Below are 12,727 nucleotides of genomic sequence, written 5' to 3'. Positions count from 1 at the left end.
CGAATAGTTTTAAACTTTTAATTTAGTTTTAAAATCTTTTTAAATATATAATTTTAAATTAAAGCGCTTAAAAAATGTGATCACAAAATAGAAAGAGTAAGGGGACGCCTTTACTCTTTCTTTTTTTCATTTCTAAATTAATATTTATATAAAAATATTTTTATATGATATGTATTAAACAATAACCATATAAGTCGTATAAAGTGGGTTATAATATATGTAATTATAAATTATTAATAATTTAAGTAGAAAAAAATAATTATATATATGAAGAAAAACAATAGAGAAGAGATAAAATTTATATAAAAATGTTTACATTAATAAAGAAAGGTTAATCATATATAATATAAGGCAATACACAGAAAAATTTCATTAATTATACTATTGAAAAAAGTTTAAATTCGATATAAAATAATAACAGTTGAACGACAGAATTACTTCTAAAAGGCTAAAAATTTTTTTGAATAAATGGTTAAAAAAAGATGAAAAAAAAGTCTTGATAAAGATTTATAAAGATAGTATAATAAAGAAGTTGTGTAGCGCAACGCGATGAATCAAGAGGTTGCCGGACTTCCGGGTTATTCTTGAGGAGCAAGTCAGGATCTAGAATCCGACGGCAGGGGTAGTAACTTGTGTTCTTAGTTGTGAAACACCAGGAACAGTTTACAGAACTACAACTGTTGTGCGTTAGAAGTAAAGCGTACATGAAAAGGAGGGAAACCAGAATGTCAAAACAAAAAATAAGAATCAGATTAAAGGCTTTTGATCACACTATATTAGATCAATCTGCTGAAAAAATCGTTGAAACAGCTAAATCAACAGGAGCAAAGGTTGCAGGTCCAGTACCACTACCTACTGAAAAAGATGTTGTTACAATATTAAGAGCTGTTCACAAATACAAAGATTCAAGAGAACAATTCGAAATCAGAACACACAAGAGATTAATCGATATCGTTAATCCATCACCTAAGACTGTTGATGCATTAATGAGATTAAACTTACCTGCTGGTGTAGATATCGAAATAAAGCTATAATAGCTTAACTATTAAATAAACAGTTTGAACGGTTATGATTGCAAAGCAATCCGCTAATACGTTTAGGAGGTGTAAATACATGAAAAAAGCTATAATCGGTAAGAAAATAGGGATGACTCAAATTTTCGATGAAAATGGAAAGGTAGTTCCTGTAACTGTAGTAGAAGCTGGACCATGTGTTGTTGTTCAAAAGAAGACTATCGAAAAGGATGGTTATGAAGCAATACAAGTTGGTTTCGGTGAAATAAGAGAAAAATTAGTTAATAAGCCAAGAAAAGGACACTTTGCTAAAGCTGGAGTATCTTTAAGAAGAACTTTAAAAGAGTTCAGATTAGAAGATTGCAGCGGATATGAAGTAGGTCAAGAAATCAAAGCTGATTTATTTGCAGCTGGAGATAAAATTGACGTTTCTGGAGTATCTAAAGGTAAGGGATTCCAAGGTGTTATTAAGAGATGGAATGCTAACAGAGGGCCAATGTCACACGGTTCTAAGTTCCACAGAGCAGTAGGTTCAATGGGAGCTTCTTCTGATCCATCAAGAACATTCAAGAACAAGAACATGCCAGGACACATGGGAGCTGTAAACACAACTGTATTAAACTTAGAAGTTGTTAAAGTAATAGCTGAAAAGAACTTAATATTAGTTAAGGGTGGTATCCCAGGTGCTAACAAGAGCACAGTTGTAATAAGAAACGCTGTTAAAGCTTAATTTCTTTAGAAAGGAGGAGACAGAATGCCTACAGTAGGATTATTTAACAAAGAAGGAAACAAGATTGAAGATATTCAATTAAACGATAATATATTCGCTGTTGAAGTGAATGCAGATGCTATGCACCAAGTAGTTGTTGCATTATTAGCTAACAAGAGACAAGGAACTCAATCAGCTAAGACTAGAGCTGAGGTTAGAGGAGGCGGAATCAAGCCTTGGAGACAAAAGGGAACTGGTAGAGCTAGACAAGGATCAATCAGAGCACCACAATGGATCAAAGGTGGAGTTGTATTCGCACCAAAGCCAAGAGATTACAGAATGTCAATACCAAAATCAATGAGAAGAGTTGCTATGTTATCAGCTTTAACTAGCAAAGTTCAAAATGATGAAATGGTAGTATTAGACAGCTTAACATTAGAAGCTCCTAAAACAAAGGAAATAGTTAAAATGTTAAATGCTTTCAATGCTAAAAAGACATTAATCGTTACTGCTGAAGCAAACGAAACAGTTTACAAATCAGCTAGAAACATTGAAGGAGTAGCAGTACTTCCAGTAAACAACATCAACGTTTATGATTTATTAAAATACTCAAAAGTAATCATGACTAAGGATGCTGTATCAAAGATTGAGGAGGTGTACGCATAATGAAGTTAACAAGCCACGATATAATCAGAAAACCAGTTATAACTGAAAAGTCAATGGCTGCAATGGCAGAAAAGAAGTACACTTTCATAGTTCATATGAGCGCTAACAAAGTTCAAATAAAGAAAGCGATCGAAGAAGTTTTCGGCGTTAAAGTTGAAAAAGTTCAAACAATAAGAACTATGGGAAAAACTAAGAGAATGGGCGTACATGTTGGTAAGAGAGCTGACCAAAAGAAAGCTATAATCACATTAGCTCAAGATAGCAAAGGTATTGAATTCTTCGAAGGAATGCAATAATATTAAAGCGTAGTATTGGTAATAATACCAGATAAGCTTAAAGAAGGAGGGAATTAGCATGGCAGTTAAAAAGTTTAGACCTACTACACCATCAAGAAGAGAAATGACAATGGCTAGTTTTGAAGAAATAACTACAAACAGCCCAGAGAAATCACTTCTTGTTTCTTTAAAGAAAACTGGTGGTAGAAATGCTCAAGGTAAAATAACTGTTAGACACCACGGTGGTGGAGCTAAGAGAAAATATAGAATAATAGATTTCAAGAGAAATAAGGATGGTATTCCAGCAAAAGTTGCTACAATAGAATACGATCCAAACAGAACAGCATACATTGCATTAGTAGTATATGCTGATGGTGAAAAGAGATACATTCTTGCACCAGTAGGATTAAAGGTTGGAGATACAATAGTATCTGGAGCAGACGCTGATATCAAAGTTGGTAATGCTAAAGCATTAAAAGATATGCCAGTTGGTACAGTTGTTCACAACATTGAATTACAAGCTGGTAAAGGTGGCCAAATGGTTAGATCAGCAGGTACTTCAGCTCAATTAATGGCTAAAGAAGGTAACTATGCAACATTAAGATTACCATCAGGCGAAATGAGATATGTAAGAATCGAATGTAGAGCTACAATCGGTACAGTATCTAACACTACTAACGATATCATCAACATTGGTAAAGCTGGTAGAAAGAGACACATGGGATGGAGACCTACAGTTAGAGGTTCTGTTATGAATCCTTGCGATCACCCTCACGGTGGTGGTGAAGGTAGATCACCAATCGGTAGACCAAGTCCAGTTACTCCATGGGGTAAACCAGCACTTGGATACAAGACTAGAAAGAATAAGAAGTATTCTGATAGATTCATAATAAAGAGAAGAAATAGTAAGTAATTGAAGAGAATTAATTCTCTTCAGGCTTACTGGGCCTAGAGATTATGAAGGGAGGCAAATTATAGTGAGTAGATCAATAAAAAAGGGACCTTTCGTACACGAAGGACTTTTAAAGAAGATAGAAGAAATGAATGCTAATGGTGAAAATAAGGTTGTTAAGACTTGGTCAAGATCATCAACAATTTTCCCACAAATGATTGGTCATACAATCGCTGTTCATGATGGTAGAAAACACGTTCCAGTATATGTGAGCGAAGATATGGTAGGACACAAATTAGGAGAATTTGCTCTTACTAGAACATACAGAGGACACGATTACGACGAAAAAGCATCAAGAAAAAGAAAGTAATCTGGGAAAGGAGGAACACCAATGGAAGCTAGAGCTATAGCTAAATATGTGAGAATGTCTCCAATGAAAGTAGGAGTTGTTCTTGATTTAATAAGAGGAAAAAATGTTAACGAGGCTTTCGCTATATTACAATACACTCCAAAAGATGCTGCAGTTGTTATAAACAAAGTTTTAAAATCAGCTGTTGCAAATGCAGAGAACAATCATGACTTAAATGTTGAAAACTTATATGTTGCTGAAACATTCGTAGGTGCTGGTCCAACTTTAAAGAGATTCAGACCAATGGACCACGGTAAAGCGTTCAGAATCAATAAGAGAACAAGTCATATTACAGTAGTAGTTAAAGAAAGAGCTTAGTAAGAAGGAGGGAAAAACAAGTGGGTCAAAAAGTACATCCTCACGGACTTAGAGTTGGAGTTATCAAAGGTTGGGATGCAAAATGGTACGCTGATAAGAGAACATTTGCAGACAACTTAATCGAAGATAACAAAATAAGAGAATTCGTAAAGAAGGAACTTTTCTCAGCTGGTATAGCTAAAATAGAAATCGAAAGATCAGCTAAAAGAGTTAAGTTAAATATATACACTGCTAAACCAGGTGTTGTTATCGGTAAAGGTGGTGCAGGAATCGAAGCTTTAAAAGCTAAGGTTGCTAAATTAGTAAACGGAAAGAACATTTTAATAAATATAGTTGAAGTTAAGAATGCTGAAGCAAACGCTCAATTAGTTGCTGAAAACATTGCTGCTCAATTAGAAAAGAGAGTTTCTTTCAGAAGAGCTATGAAACAAAGCATCCAAAGAGCTATGAAATTAGGAGCTAAGGGTGTTAAAACAGCTTGTTCAGGAAGATTAGGTGGAGCTGAAATCGCTAGAACTGAACAATATCATGAAGGAACAATTCCACTACAAACATTAAGAGCTGATATCGATTATGGATTTGCTGAAGCAGATACAACATACGGTAAAATCGGAGTTAAAGTTTGGGTTTATAATGGAGAAGTTCTTCCAACTAAAAAAGTTGAAAAGAAGGAAGAAGTTAACGCGTAAGAAAGGAGGAATATAATCATGTTAATGCCTAAAAGAGTTAAGCATCGTAAGGTACAACGTGGTAGAATGAAAGGAAAAGCTACTAGAGGTAATTTCCTTGCATACGGAGATTTTGGTATCCAAGCGCAAACTTGTGGATGGATAACAAGTAACCAAATAGAATCTGCCAGAATAGCAATTAACAGATACATTAGAAGAGGAGGAAAACTTTGGATAAAAGTATTCCCAGATAAGCCAGTTACTGAAAAACCAGCTGAAACAAGAATGGGTTCTGGTAAAGGTTCACCAGAATATTGGGTAGCTGTAGTTAAACCTGGTAGAGTATTATTCGAATTATCAGGAGTTAACGAAGAAGTTGCAAGAGAAGCAATGAGACTTGCATCACACAAACTTCCTGTAAAGTGTAAATTCGTTACAAGAAGAGATTTTGAGGAAATGGGTGGTGAAGAATAATGAAGGCTAGAGAATTAAAAGATTTAAGAGCAAATAATCCTCAAGATTTAGTTGCTAAATTAGGAGAATTAAAAGCTGAGTTATTCAACTTAAGATTCCAATTAGCTACAGGACAATTAGAAAATCCTATGAGAATAAGAGAAGTAAAGAAATCTATAGCCCAAATCAAAACCATCATTAGAGAAGAAGAGATCAGGGCATTTGAACAGTAAATCTGGAAGGAGGTAGCCCCTAATGGAAAGAGGATTAAGAAAGAAGAAAATCGGTAGAGTTGTTTCTGATAAAATGGATAAAACTATCGTAGTTGCTGTTGAAACTAAGGTAAGACATCCACTATACGGAAAAACTATGAATAGAACTACTAAATTCAAAGCTCATGATGAAAATAATGAAGCTAACATGAATGATAGAGTATTAATAATGGAAACTAGACCATTATCTAAAGATAAGAGATGGAGACTTGTTGAAATAGTTGAAAGAGCTAAATAAGCTTTTTAAGACTGAAAGGAGGGTAAATTTCAATGATACAACAACAAACCTTATTAAAGGTAGCTGACAACTCAGGTGCTAAAGAAATAATGTGTATTAGAGTTTTAGGCGGATCAAAGAGAAAGTTCGGTAACATTGGAGATATAATAGTAGCTAGCGTTAAAAGTGCAACACCAGGCGGAGTTGTTAAAAAAGGTGACGTTGTAAAAGCTGTTATTGTTAGATCAGTAAGAGGATTAAGAAGAGCTGACGGTTCATACATCAAATTTGATGAGAACGCTGCTGTTATAATAAAAGAAGATAAGCAACCAAGAGGAACTCGTATCTTCGGACCTGTTGCTAGGGAGCTAAGAGATAAAGAATTTAATAAAATATTATCATTAGCACCAGAAGTTCTATAATAGAGGAGGTGGCTAATTTGAAGTTACACGTTAAAAAGAACGACACAGTAGTGGTTATTTCTGGTAAAGATGCTGGGAAAACTGGTGAAGTTTTAAAAGTATATCCAAAGACAGGAAAGGTTCTTGTTCAAGGAGTTAACATAGTAAAGAAACATCAAAAACCATCTAGAGCTAATGCTCAAGGCGGAATAATTGAAAAAGAAGGAGCTATTTACAGCTCAAAAGTTATGTTATACTGCACAAAATGCAAAAATGCTACAAGAATTAGCAATAAGATCTTAGAAGATGGTACTAAGGTTAGAGTTTGTAAGAAGTGTGGAGAAACATTCTAGAATTTGAAAGGAGGTACTAATTATGACACCAAGACTTCAAGAGAAGTACACAAATGAAGTAATTCAAGCTATGACAGAAAAGTTCGGATATAAAAACGTTATGGAAGTTCCAAAGCTTGAAAAAATCGTTATAAATATGGGAGTTGGAGAAGCTAAAGATAACCAAAAGGTTTTAGAATCTGCGGTTGCTGATTTACAACTTATCTCAGGACAAAAGCCAATCTTAACAAGAGCAAAGAAATCTGTTGCTAACTTTAAGATTAGAGAAAACATGGCATTAGGATGTAAAGTTACATTAAGAGGAGCAAAGATGTTTGAGTTTGCTGATAAACTAATGTCAATTGCTCTTCCAAGAGTTAGAGACTTTAGAGGGGTTTCTGATAAGGCATTTGATGGAAGAGGAAATTATTCTTTAGGAATTAAAGAACAATTAATATTCCCAGAAATAGAATACGATAAGATCGATAAGGTTAGAGGAATGGATATTATCTTCGTTACAACTGCAAAGACTGACGAAGAAGCAAGAGAATTATTAAGATTCCTTGGTATGCCATTCGCTCAATAATAAGGAGGGAAAACTGTGGCACGTAAAGCTATTATTGAAAAGTGGAGCAAAGCTCCTAAATATAAAACAAGAGCTTATACAAGATGCAGAATATGTGGAAGACCACATGCAGTATTAAGAAAGTTTGGTATTTGCCGTATATGCTTTAGAGAACTTGCTTACAAGGGTGAAATTCCTGGTTGTAAGAAGGCAAGCTGGTAAACCTAACGACTGAAAGGAGGCAAATTAAATGGTTATGACAGATCCTATCGCAGATTTACTAACTCGTATTAGAAATGCGAATGCTGTAAGACACGAAGTAGTAGAAGTTCCTTCTTCAAACGTAAAGAAGGCTGTTGCAAATATATTATTACAAGAGGGATACATCAAAAATATAGAAGAATATAATGATGGTGTAGTTCCAATGATGAGATTATCTCTTAAATACGGTTCTAACAAAGAAAGAGTTATAACTGGAATAAAGAGAATTTCAAAACCAGGTTTAAGAGTATACTGTAAGAAAGATGAAGTTCCAAGAGTTCTTAATGGATTAGGAATCGCTGTAATTTCAACTTCAAAAGGTATAGTTGTAGACAGAGAAGCTAGAAAATTAGGCTTAGGTGGAGAAGTTGTTTGCTACGTTTGGTAGTAACTAATTTTGAAATTAAGTAGATTAACATATAGATCTAAGAAGTAATACAGGAGGTGCGATTATGTCAAGAGTAGGTAGATTACCAATAGCTATCCCTGCTGGAGTTACAGTTACAGTTACTGAAGATAACGTTGTTACTGTAAAAGGGCCAAAAGGGCAATTAGTTAAGGCTATGGACAAAGACATGAATATAGCAGTTGAAGACAACCAAGTTGTTGTTACAAGACCTAGTGATGTTAAAGAGCATAGAGCTCTTCACGGATTAACTAGAGCATTAATCAACAACATGATCATAGGAGTTGAAAAGGGATACCAAAAGACTCTAGAATTAATCGGTGTTGGTTATAGAGCACAATTACAAGGAAAGAAACTTGTAATGAACTTAGGATATTCACACCCAGTTGAAATAGAACCAGCTGAAGGAATCACTTTCGAAACTCCAGCAGCTACAAAAGTAGTTGTTTCAGGAATCGATAAGCAATTAGTTGGTGCTGCTGCGGCTGATATAAGAAAGTGGAGAAAACCTGAACCATATAAGGGTAAAGGAATTAAATTCGAAGGCGAAGTTATCAGACGTAAAGAAGGTAAGACTGGTAAGAAATAATTAGGAAGGAGTGAACCTTATGTTCAAGAAGGCAGACAAGAAAGCAAGTAGAGCAAAGCGTCACCTTAGAGTACGTAAGAAAATTTCTGGTACTCCTGAAAGACCAAGACTTTCAGTTTATAGAAGTGAAAAAAACATATATGCTCAAATTATAGATGATATAAATGCTGTAACTTTAGTATCTGCTTCAACTTTAGATAAAGAAGTTGATGTTAAGGTAGGCGGAAACAAAGAAGCTGCTAAATTAGTTGGTGAACTAGTTGCTAAGAGAGCTTTAGATAAAGGTATAACTGAAGTTGTATTCGACAGAGGTGGATACGTATATCACGGAAGAGTTCAAACATTAGCAGAAAGCGCTAGAGAAGCAGGCTTAAAATTCTAATCAAACAAGGAGGGAAATCAATGAGAATCGATCCTAGCACACTAGACCTTAAGGAAAAGGTTGTTTTTATAAACAGAGTTACTAAGGTTGTTAAGGGTGGTAGAAACTTCAGATTCAGCGCTTTAGTTGTTGTTGGTGATGAGAACGGACACGTAGGCGTAGGAATGGGTAAGTCAATCGAAATCCCAGAAGCAATTAAAAAAGGAATCGAAGACGCTAAGAAAAACATGGTTAGCGTTGCTATAGTTGGAACAACAGTTCCTCATGAAATATATGGTAAGTTTGGAACTGGTAAAGTTTTAATCATGCCAGCTAAAGAAGGTACAGGAGTTATCGCTGGTGGACCAGCAAGAGCTGTATTAGAATTAGCAGGATTAAAGGACGTTAGAGCTAAGTCTTTAGGTTCAAACAATCCAAGAAACATGGTAAATGCTACAATTAATGGTTTAGCAAACTTAAGAACAGCTGAAGATATAGCTAGATTAAGAGGCAAAACTGTAGAAGAAATATTAGGTTAGGAGGTATACGCAATGGCAAAGATAAAGGTTACTTTAGTTAAAAGCTTAATAGGCAGAAAGAAAGACCATATCGCTACTGCAAATGCTCTTGGTCTAAGAAAGATTAACAAAACTGTAGAGCATGAGGATACTCCTCAAATCAGAGGTATGATCAACAAAGTTGACTACTTATTAAAAGTAGAAGAAGTATAATAAAGAGGAGGTGCACGAGATATGAAACTTCATGAATTAAAACCAGCAGCTGGTAGTAAAAAAGCTCCTAAGAGAGTTGGTAGAGGTACTGGTTCAGGTTTAGGAAGAAACGCTGGTAAAGGTGAAAAAGGACAAAACGCTAGATCAGGCGGTGGAGTTAGACCAGGATTTGAAGGTGGTCAAATGCCATTATACAGAAGACTTCCTAAGAGAGGATTCACTAATATCTTCGCTAAGCAAATAGTTTCTATCAATGTTGATAGATTAAACATATTTGAAAACGGCACAGTAGTAACTCCAGAATTATTACTTGAAACAAGAGTAATATCTAAAGTTAAAGATGGAGTTAAGATATTAGGAAACGGAACACTAGAAAAGAGCTTAACTGTTCAAGGATGTAAGATGTCTAAGGCAGCAGCTGAAAAGATAGAAGCAGCTGGAGGAAAAGTTGAGGTGATGTAATATGCTATCAACCCTACGTAATGCCTGGAAGGTTCCGGAACTTAGAAAAAGATTTTTATGGACGATATTTTTAGTAGCAATTTTCAGGATTGGAATACATATTCCCGTTCCTGGAATTGATACTAGTTATTTAAGCTCAATGACAAACTCTGGTGGGTTACTTGGCTTTTACAATTTAATATCAGGAGGAGCATTAAGCAAGTTTAGTATATTTGCGTTAAGTGTTTCACCTTATATTAATGCATCAATCATAATGCAATTATTAACAATTGCAATTCCTTCATTAGAGCAATTATCTAAGGAAGGAGAAGAAGGTAGAAAGAAAATTCAATCTATTACAAGATACGCTTCAATAGCTATAGGTTTTGTATTAGCAATTGGAATTTACTCAATGATTGCAGCACAAGGTGCAGCAACTGGATTAAATACTGCTCAAAAAGCAATAGTATTAATTTCATTAGTAGTAGGATCTACTTTCTGTATGTGGCTTGGTGACCAAATAACTCAAAAAGGATTTGGAAACGGAGTTTCAATATTAATATTTGTCAATATAGTATCTCAATTACCTACAACTTTAATGTCATTATTTACATTAAAAGAAGCAGGTGAAATTACTATTATTGAAATAGCATTATTCTTAGTTGGTGCTTTAGCACTATTAGTATTTACAATTTACTTCTCATTAGCAGAGAGAAGAGTGCCAATCCAGTATGCTGGTAAGGCTGTAGGTTCTAAGGTTATGAAAGGTCAATCTACTCATATACCACTAAGTTTAATTGGATCAGCAGTTATTGCAATTATATTTGCGATGTCTGTAATGATGTTCCCTGAAACAATAGCTAATTTCTTCCCAACTAAGGGATGGTCAAAATGGATATTAACTAGTCCATATAGTATTTTTAATAAAATTACATGGATGTATCCAGTTTGTTATGCAGTATTAACAGTATTCTTTACTTGGTTCTATACTCAAATAACATTCAAACCAGATGAAATGGCTGAAAATCTTCATAAGTCTGCAGGCTTTGTACCAGGAGTAAGACCAGGTGAAGCTACAGAGAAGTATTTTGAAAAAGTACTTACAAAAGTATCTTTAATCGGGGGATTATTTGCAGCACTATTAGCTGTTACTCCAATATTAATTAGTAATTATACAGATTTAAGTGGAATTCAATTTGGTGGAACGTCACTATTAATCTTAATTGGAGTTGGTTTAGATTTCTCTAGACAATTAGACTCACAATTAGTTATGAGACACTACCAAGGATTCTTAAAATAGATTTATAATGGAGATGATGCCCGTGAAGATAGTATTATTAGGTCCTCCTGGGGCTGGAAAAGGAACACAGGCAAAATCAATTAGTAATAGATACTCTATACCACATATTTCTACTGGGGATATCTTTAGAAAGAATATTTCCGAAGAAACCCCTTTAGGAATAGAAGCAAAGCAATATATGGATAATGGTCAATTAGTACCTGATGAAGTAACTATTAATATGGTTAAGGACAGACTAACATGGGAAGACTGTAAAAATGGTTATCTATTAGATGGTTTCCCAAGAACTGTTGCTCAAGCTGAAGCTTTACAAGAGTTTTTAGAATCAAGAGATGAAAACTTAGATACAGCTTTATGTATCGAAGTACCTAGCAGTTTCATACTTGAAAGAATGACAGGAAGAAGAGTTTGTTTATCATGTGGAGCTAGTTATCATATAAAATTCAATCCACCAGCTGTTGATGGTGTTTGCGATGTGTGTGGAGACAATGTCATCCAAAGAAAAGATGATGTTGAAGAAACAGTAAAAGAGAGATTAGATGTCTATGAAAGACAAACACAACCACTGATTGATTTTTACAAAGAGAAAAACTTACTTTCTACTGTAGATGGAACTAAAGCTATTAATGAAGTATTCGAAAGTATCTGCGAGATATTAGGGAGTGCAAACTAATGATTATTATCAAAAATGATAAAGAAATCGACCTAATGAGGATTGCTGGTAGAATCGTAGCTGAAACTCTTCTATTAGTTGAAAAAGAGGTTAAACCAGGAATAACTACTGCTGAATTAGATAGGATAGCAGAAGAATTTATAACTAAGCATGGGGCGACACCTTCATTTAAAGGGCTCTATGGATTTCCTGCTTCACTATGTATATCTGTTAATGAGCAAGTAGTTCATGGAATACCAGGAGGGTATGTATTAAAAGAGGGAGATATTATTAGTGTTGACTGTGGTGCACATATTAATGGGTTCCATGGTGATGCAGCAAGAACTTTTGCTGTAGGTAATATTTCAGATGAAGCAAAAAAACTTATTAAAGTTACTGAAGAATCCTTTTTTAAGGGTTTGGAATTTGCTAAAATAGGAAATAGACTAACTGATATTTCACATGAAATACAACGCTACGTTGAGGCTTCAGGTTTCTCTGTTGTAAGAGAATTTGTAGGTCACGGAATAGGAAAGAGTGTCCATGAGGATCCAGAAGTTCCTAACTTCGGAAGACCAGGCCGAGGTCCAAAATTAGTTGCTGGTATGGCTCTAGCTATAGAACCTATGGTTAATATGGGAACATATAGAGTAGCTACTTTAGGTGATGATTGGACAGTAGTCTCAGCAGATAAGAGCCTTTCGGCTCACTATGAAAACACTGTTGTAATTTTACCAGATGGACCAGAGATATTAACACTGATTAAATAAGTGTTGCTTAGTTATAAATTCGCATG

General features: G+C 34.8%; 24 protein-coding genes. All 24 read left to right on the top strand.

Annotated features, from left to right (window positions below):
- Positions 1–725 precede the first annotated feature (725 nt).
- On the top strand, positions 726–1,034 hold the full coding sequence (rpsJ, locus tag TY07_RS14380) for a 30S ribosomal protein S10 (protein ID WP_021876938.1): 309 nt from the start codon (positions 726–728) through the stop codon (positions 1,032–1,034).
- A 79-nt stretch (positions 1,035–1,113) separates the two neighbouring features.
- Positions 1,114–1,743, top strand: a complete 630-nt coding sequence (gene rplC, locus TY07_RS14375; RefSeq protein ID WP_042401540.1) for a 50S ribosomal protein L3 — start codon at positions 1,114–1,116, stop codon at positions 1,741–1,743.
- Positions 1,744–1,767: 24 nt separating this feature from the next.
- Positions 1,768–2,388, top strand: coding sequence for a 50S ribosomal protein L4 (rplD, locus tag TY07_RS14370; RefSeq protein ID WP_042401537.1), 621 nt, complete (start codon positions 1,768–1,770; stop codon positions 2,386–2,388).
- Positions 2,388–2,684: a 50S ribosomal protein L23 gene (gene rplW, locus TY07_RS14365; RefSeq protein WP_042401534.1), complete on the top strand. Its 297-nt coding sequence runs from the start codon at positions 2,388–2,390 to the stop codon at positions 2,682–2,684. Before rplD ends, rplW begins: the two co-directional genes overlap by 1 nt.
- A gap of 58 nt (positions 2,685–2,742) precedes the next feature.
- Positions 2,743–3,576 carry a 50S ribosomal protein L2 gene (rplB, locus tag TY07_RS14360; RefSeq protein WP_042401531.1) on the top strand — a complete coding sequence of 278 codons (834 nt, stop codon included), beginning with the start codon at positions 2,743–2,745 and terminating at the stop codon, positions 3,574–3,576.
- A gap of 64 nt (positions 3,577–3,640) precedes the next feature.
- A complete protein-coding gene (rpsS, locus tag TY07_RS14355) occupies positions 3,641–3,925 on the top strand; it encodes a 30S ribosomal protein S19 (RefSeq protein ID WP_005212052.1) in 285 nt (94 codons plus the stop codon).
- 21 nt (positions 3,926–3,946) lie between these two features.
- Positions 3,947–4,282 carry a 50S ribosomal protein L22 gene (gene rplV / locus TY07_RS14350; RefSeq protein WP_005212053.1) on the top strand — a complete coding sequence of 112 codons (336 nt, stop codon included), beginning with the start codon at positions 3,947–3,949 and terminating at the stop codon, positions 4,280–4,282.
- Between the two features lie 20 nt (positions 4,283–4,302).
- Positions 4,303–4,971, top strand: a complete 669-nt coding sequence (gene rpsC / locus TY07_RS14345) for a 30S ribosomal protein S3 (RefSeq protein ID WP_042401527.1) — start codon at positions 4,303–4,305, stop codon at positions 4,969–4,971.
- Positions 4,972–4,989: 18 nt separating this feature from the next.
- On the top strand, positions 4,990–5,424 hold the full coding sequence (rplP, locus tag TY07_RS14340; protein WP_040419026.1) for a 50S ribosomal protein L16: 435 nt from the start codon (positions 4,990–4,992) through the stop codon (positions 5,422–5,424).
- A complete protein-coding gene (gene rpmC, locus TY07_RS14335) occupies positions 5,424–5,636 on the top strand; it encodes a 50S ribosomal protein L29 (protein WP_005212060.1) in 213 nt (70 codons plus the stop codon). Before rplP ends, rpmC begins: the two co-directional genes overlap by 1 nt.
- A 22-nt stretch (positions 5,637–5,658) precedes the next feature.
- The gene (rpsQ, locus tag TY07_RS14330) at positions 5,659–5,913 is read left to right on the top strand and encodes a 30S ribosomal protein S17 (RefSeq protein WP_005212062.1); all 255 of its coding nucleotides are present in this window, start codon (positions 5,659–5,661) and stop codon (positions 5,911–5,913) included.
- 32 nt (positions 5,914–5,945) lie between these two features.
- Positions 5,946–6,314: a 50S ribosomal protein L14 gene (gene rplN / locus TY07_RS14325; protein WP_005212064.1), complete on the top strand. Its 369-nt coding sequence runs from the start codon at positions 5,946–5,948 to the stop codon at positions 6,312–6,314.
- 17 nt (positions 6,315–6,331) lie between these two features.
- Positions 6,332–6,646, top strand: a complete 315-nt coding sequence (gene rplX / locus TY07_RS14320; protein ID WP_042401522.1) for a 50S ribosomal protein L24 — start codon at positions 6,332–6,334, stop codon at positions 6,644–6,646.
- 22 nt (positions 6,647–6,668) lie between these two features.
- Complete coding sequence (gene rplE, locus TY07_RS14315; RefSeq protein WP_042401520.1) at positions 6,669–7,211, top strand: 50S ribosomal protein L5; 543 nt, start codon at positions 6,669–6,671, stop codon at positions 7,209–7,211.
- A gap of 15 nt (positions 7,212–7,226) precedes the next feature.
- Positions 7,227–7,412, top strand: a complete 186-nt coding sequence (locus tag TY07_RS14310; protein ID WP_005212070.1) for a type Z 30S ribosomal protein S14 — start codon at positions 7,227–7,229, stop codon at positions 7,410–7,412.
- 28 nt (positions 7,413–7,440) lie between these two features.
- Positions 7,441–7,839, top strand: coding sequence for a 30S ribosomal protein S8 (rpsH, locus tag TY07_RS14305; protein ID WP_005212071.1), 399 nt, complete (start codon positions 7,441–7,443; stop codon positions 7,837–7,839).
- Positions 7,840–7,903: 64 nt separating this feature from the next.
- Positions 7,904–8,446 carry a 50S ribosomal protein L6 gene (gene rplF, locus TY07_RS14300; RefSeq protein ID WP_042401515.1) on the top strand — a complete coding sequence of 181 codons (543 nt, stop codon included), beginning with the start codon at positions 7,904–7,906 and terminating at the stop codon, positions 8,444–8,446.
- A gap of 19 nt (positions 8,447–8,465) precedes the next feature.
- Positions 8,466–8,828: a 50S ribosomal protein L18 gene (gene rplR, locus TY07_RS14295; protein WP_042401512.1), complete on the top strand. Its 363-nt coding sequence runs from the start codon at positions 8,466–8,468 to the stop codon at positions 8,826–8,828.
- Positions 8,829–8,848: 20 nt separating this feature from the next.
- Complete coding sequence (gene rpsE, locus TY07_RS14290; protein WP_042401509.1) at positions 8,849–9,346, top strand: 30S ribosomal protein S5; 498 nt, start codon at positions 8,849–8,851, stop codon at positions 9,344–9,346.
- A gap of 12 nt (positions 9,347–9,358) precedes the next feature.
- The gene (gene rpmD, locus TY07_RS14285; RefSeq protein ID WP_005212077.1) at positions 9,359–9,538 is read left to right on the top strand and encodes a 50S ribosomal protein L30; all 180 of its coding nucleotides are present in this window, start codon (positions 9,359–9,361) and stop codon (positions 9,536–9,538) included.
- Between the two features lie 21 nt (positions 9,539–9,559).
- Positions 9,560–10,000, top strand: a complete 441-nt coding sequence (rplO, locus tag TY07_RS14280) for a 50S ribosomal protein L15 (protein ID WP_042401505.1) — start codon at positions 9,560–9,562, stop codon at positions 9,998–10,000.
- Position 10,001: 1 nt separating this feature from the next.
- Complete coding sequence (gene secY, locus TY07_RS14275; RefSeq protein WP_042401500.1) at positions 10,002–11,279, top strand: preprotein translocase subunit SecY; 1,278 nt, start codon at positions 10,002–10,004, stop codon at positions 11,277–11,279.
- 22 nt (positions 11,280–11,301) lie between these two features.
- The gene (locus tag TY07_RS14270; protein WP_042401497.1) at positions 11,302–11,952 is read left to right on the top strand and encodes an adenylate kinase; all 651 of its coding nucleotides are present in this window, start codon (positions 11,302–11,304) and stop codon (positions 11,950–11,952) included.
- On the top strand, positions 11,952–12,701 hold the full coding sequence (gene map / locus TY07_RS14265) for a type I methionyl aminopeptidase (RefSeq protein WP_042401494.1): 750 nt from the start codon (positions 11,952–11,954) through the stop codon (positions 12,699–12,701). The genes TY07_RS14270 and map overlap by 1 nt, the downstream gene beginning before the upstream one ends.
- Positions 12,702–12,727 lie beyond the last annotated feature (26 nt).

This window comes from Clostridium saudiense, assembly GCF_000577815.1.
Taxonomy (GTDB): domain Bacteria; phylum Bacillota; class Clostridia; order Clostridiales; family Clostridiaceae; genus Clostridium; species Clostridium saudiense.
This window is presented reverse-complemented; position numbering and strand designations above follow the sequence as displayed.

Excerpts from the sequence above, each read along its gene's own strand:
- rpsJ (WP_021876938.1), top strand. The coding sequence starts at position 726 with ATGTCAAAACAAAAAATAAGAATCAGATTAAAGGCTTTTGATCACACT.
- rplC (WP_042401540.1), top strand. The coding sequence starts at position 1,114 with ATGAAAAAAGCTATAATCGGTAAGAAAATAGGGATGACTCAAATTTTC.
- rplD (WP_042401537.1), top strand. The coding sequence starts at position 1,768 with ATGCCTACAGTAGGATTATTTAACAAAGAAGGAAACAAGATTGAAGAT.
- rplW (WP_042401534.1), top strand. The coding sequence starts at position 2,388 with ATGAAGTTAACAAGCCACGATATAATCAGAAAACCAGTTATAACTGAA.
- rplB (WP_042401531.1), top strand. The coding sequence starts at position 2,743 with ATGGCAGTTAAAAAGTTTAGACCTACTACACCATCAAGAAGAGAAATG.
- rplV (WP_005212053.1), top strand. The coding sequence starts at position 3,947 with ATGGAAGCTAGAGCTATAGCTAAATATGTGAGAATGTCTCCAATGAAA.
- rplP (WP_040419026.1), top strand. The coding sequence starts at position 4,990 with ATGTTAATGCCTAAAAGAGTTAAGCATCGTAAGGTACAACGTGGTAGA.
- rpmC (WP_005212060.1), top strand. The coding sequence starts at position 5,424 with ATGAAGGCTAGAGAATTAAAAGATTTAAGAGCAAATAATCCTCAAGAT.
- rpsQ (WP_005212062.1), top strand. The coding sequence starts at position 5,659 with ATGGAAAGAGGATTAAGAAAGAAGAAAATCGGTAGAGTTGTTTCTGAT.
- rplN (WP_005212064.1), top strand. The coding sequence starts at position 5,946 with ATGATACAACAACAAACCTTATTAAAGGTAGCTGACAACTCAGGTGCT.
- rplE (WP_042401520.1), top strand. The coding sequence starts at position 6,669 with ATGACACCAAGACTTCAAGAGAAGTACACAAATGAAGTAATTCAAGCT.
- rpsH (WP_005212071.1), top strand. The coding sequence starts at position 7,441 with ATGGTTATGACAGATCCTATCGCAGATTTACTAACTCGTATTAGAAAT.
- rplF (WP_042401515.1), top strand. The coding sequence starts at position 7,904 with ATGTCAAGAGTAGGTAGATTACCAATAGCTATCCCTGCTGGAGTTACA.
- rplR (WP_042401512.1), top strand. The coding sequence starts at position 8,466 with ATGTTCAAGAAGGCAGACAAGAAAGCAAGTAGAGCAAAGCGTCACCTT.
- rpsE (WP_042401509.1), top strand. The coding sequence starts at position 8,849 with ATGAGAATCGATCCTAGCACACTAGACCTTAAGGAAAAGGTTGTTTTT.
- rpmD (WP_005212077.1), top strand. The coding sequence starts at position 9,359 with ATGGCAAAGATAAAGGTTACTTTAGTTAAAAGCTTAATAGGCAGAAAG.
- rplO (WP_042401505.1), top strand. The coding sequence starts at position 9,560 with ATGAAACTTCATGAATTAAAACCAGCAGCTGGTAGTAAAAAAGCTCCT.
- secY (WP_042401500.1), top strand. The coding sequence starts at position 10,002 with ATGCTATCAACCCTACGTAATGCCTGGAAGGTTCCGGAACTTAGAAAA.
- map (WP_042401494.1), top strand. The coding sequence starts at position 11,952 with ATGATTATTATCAAAAATGATAAAGAAATCGACCTAATGAGGATTGCT.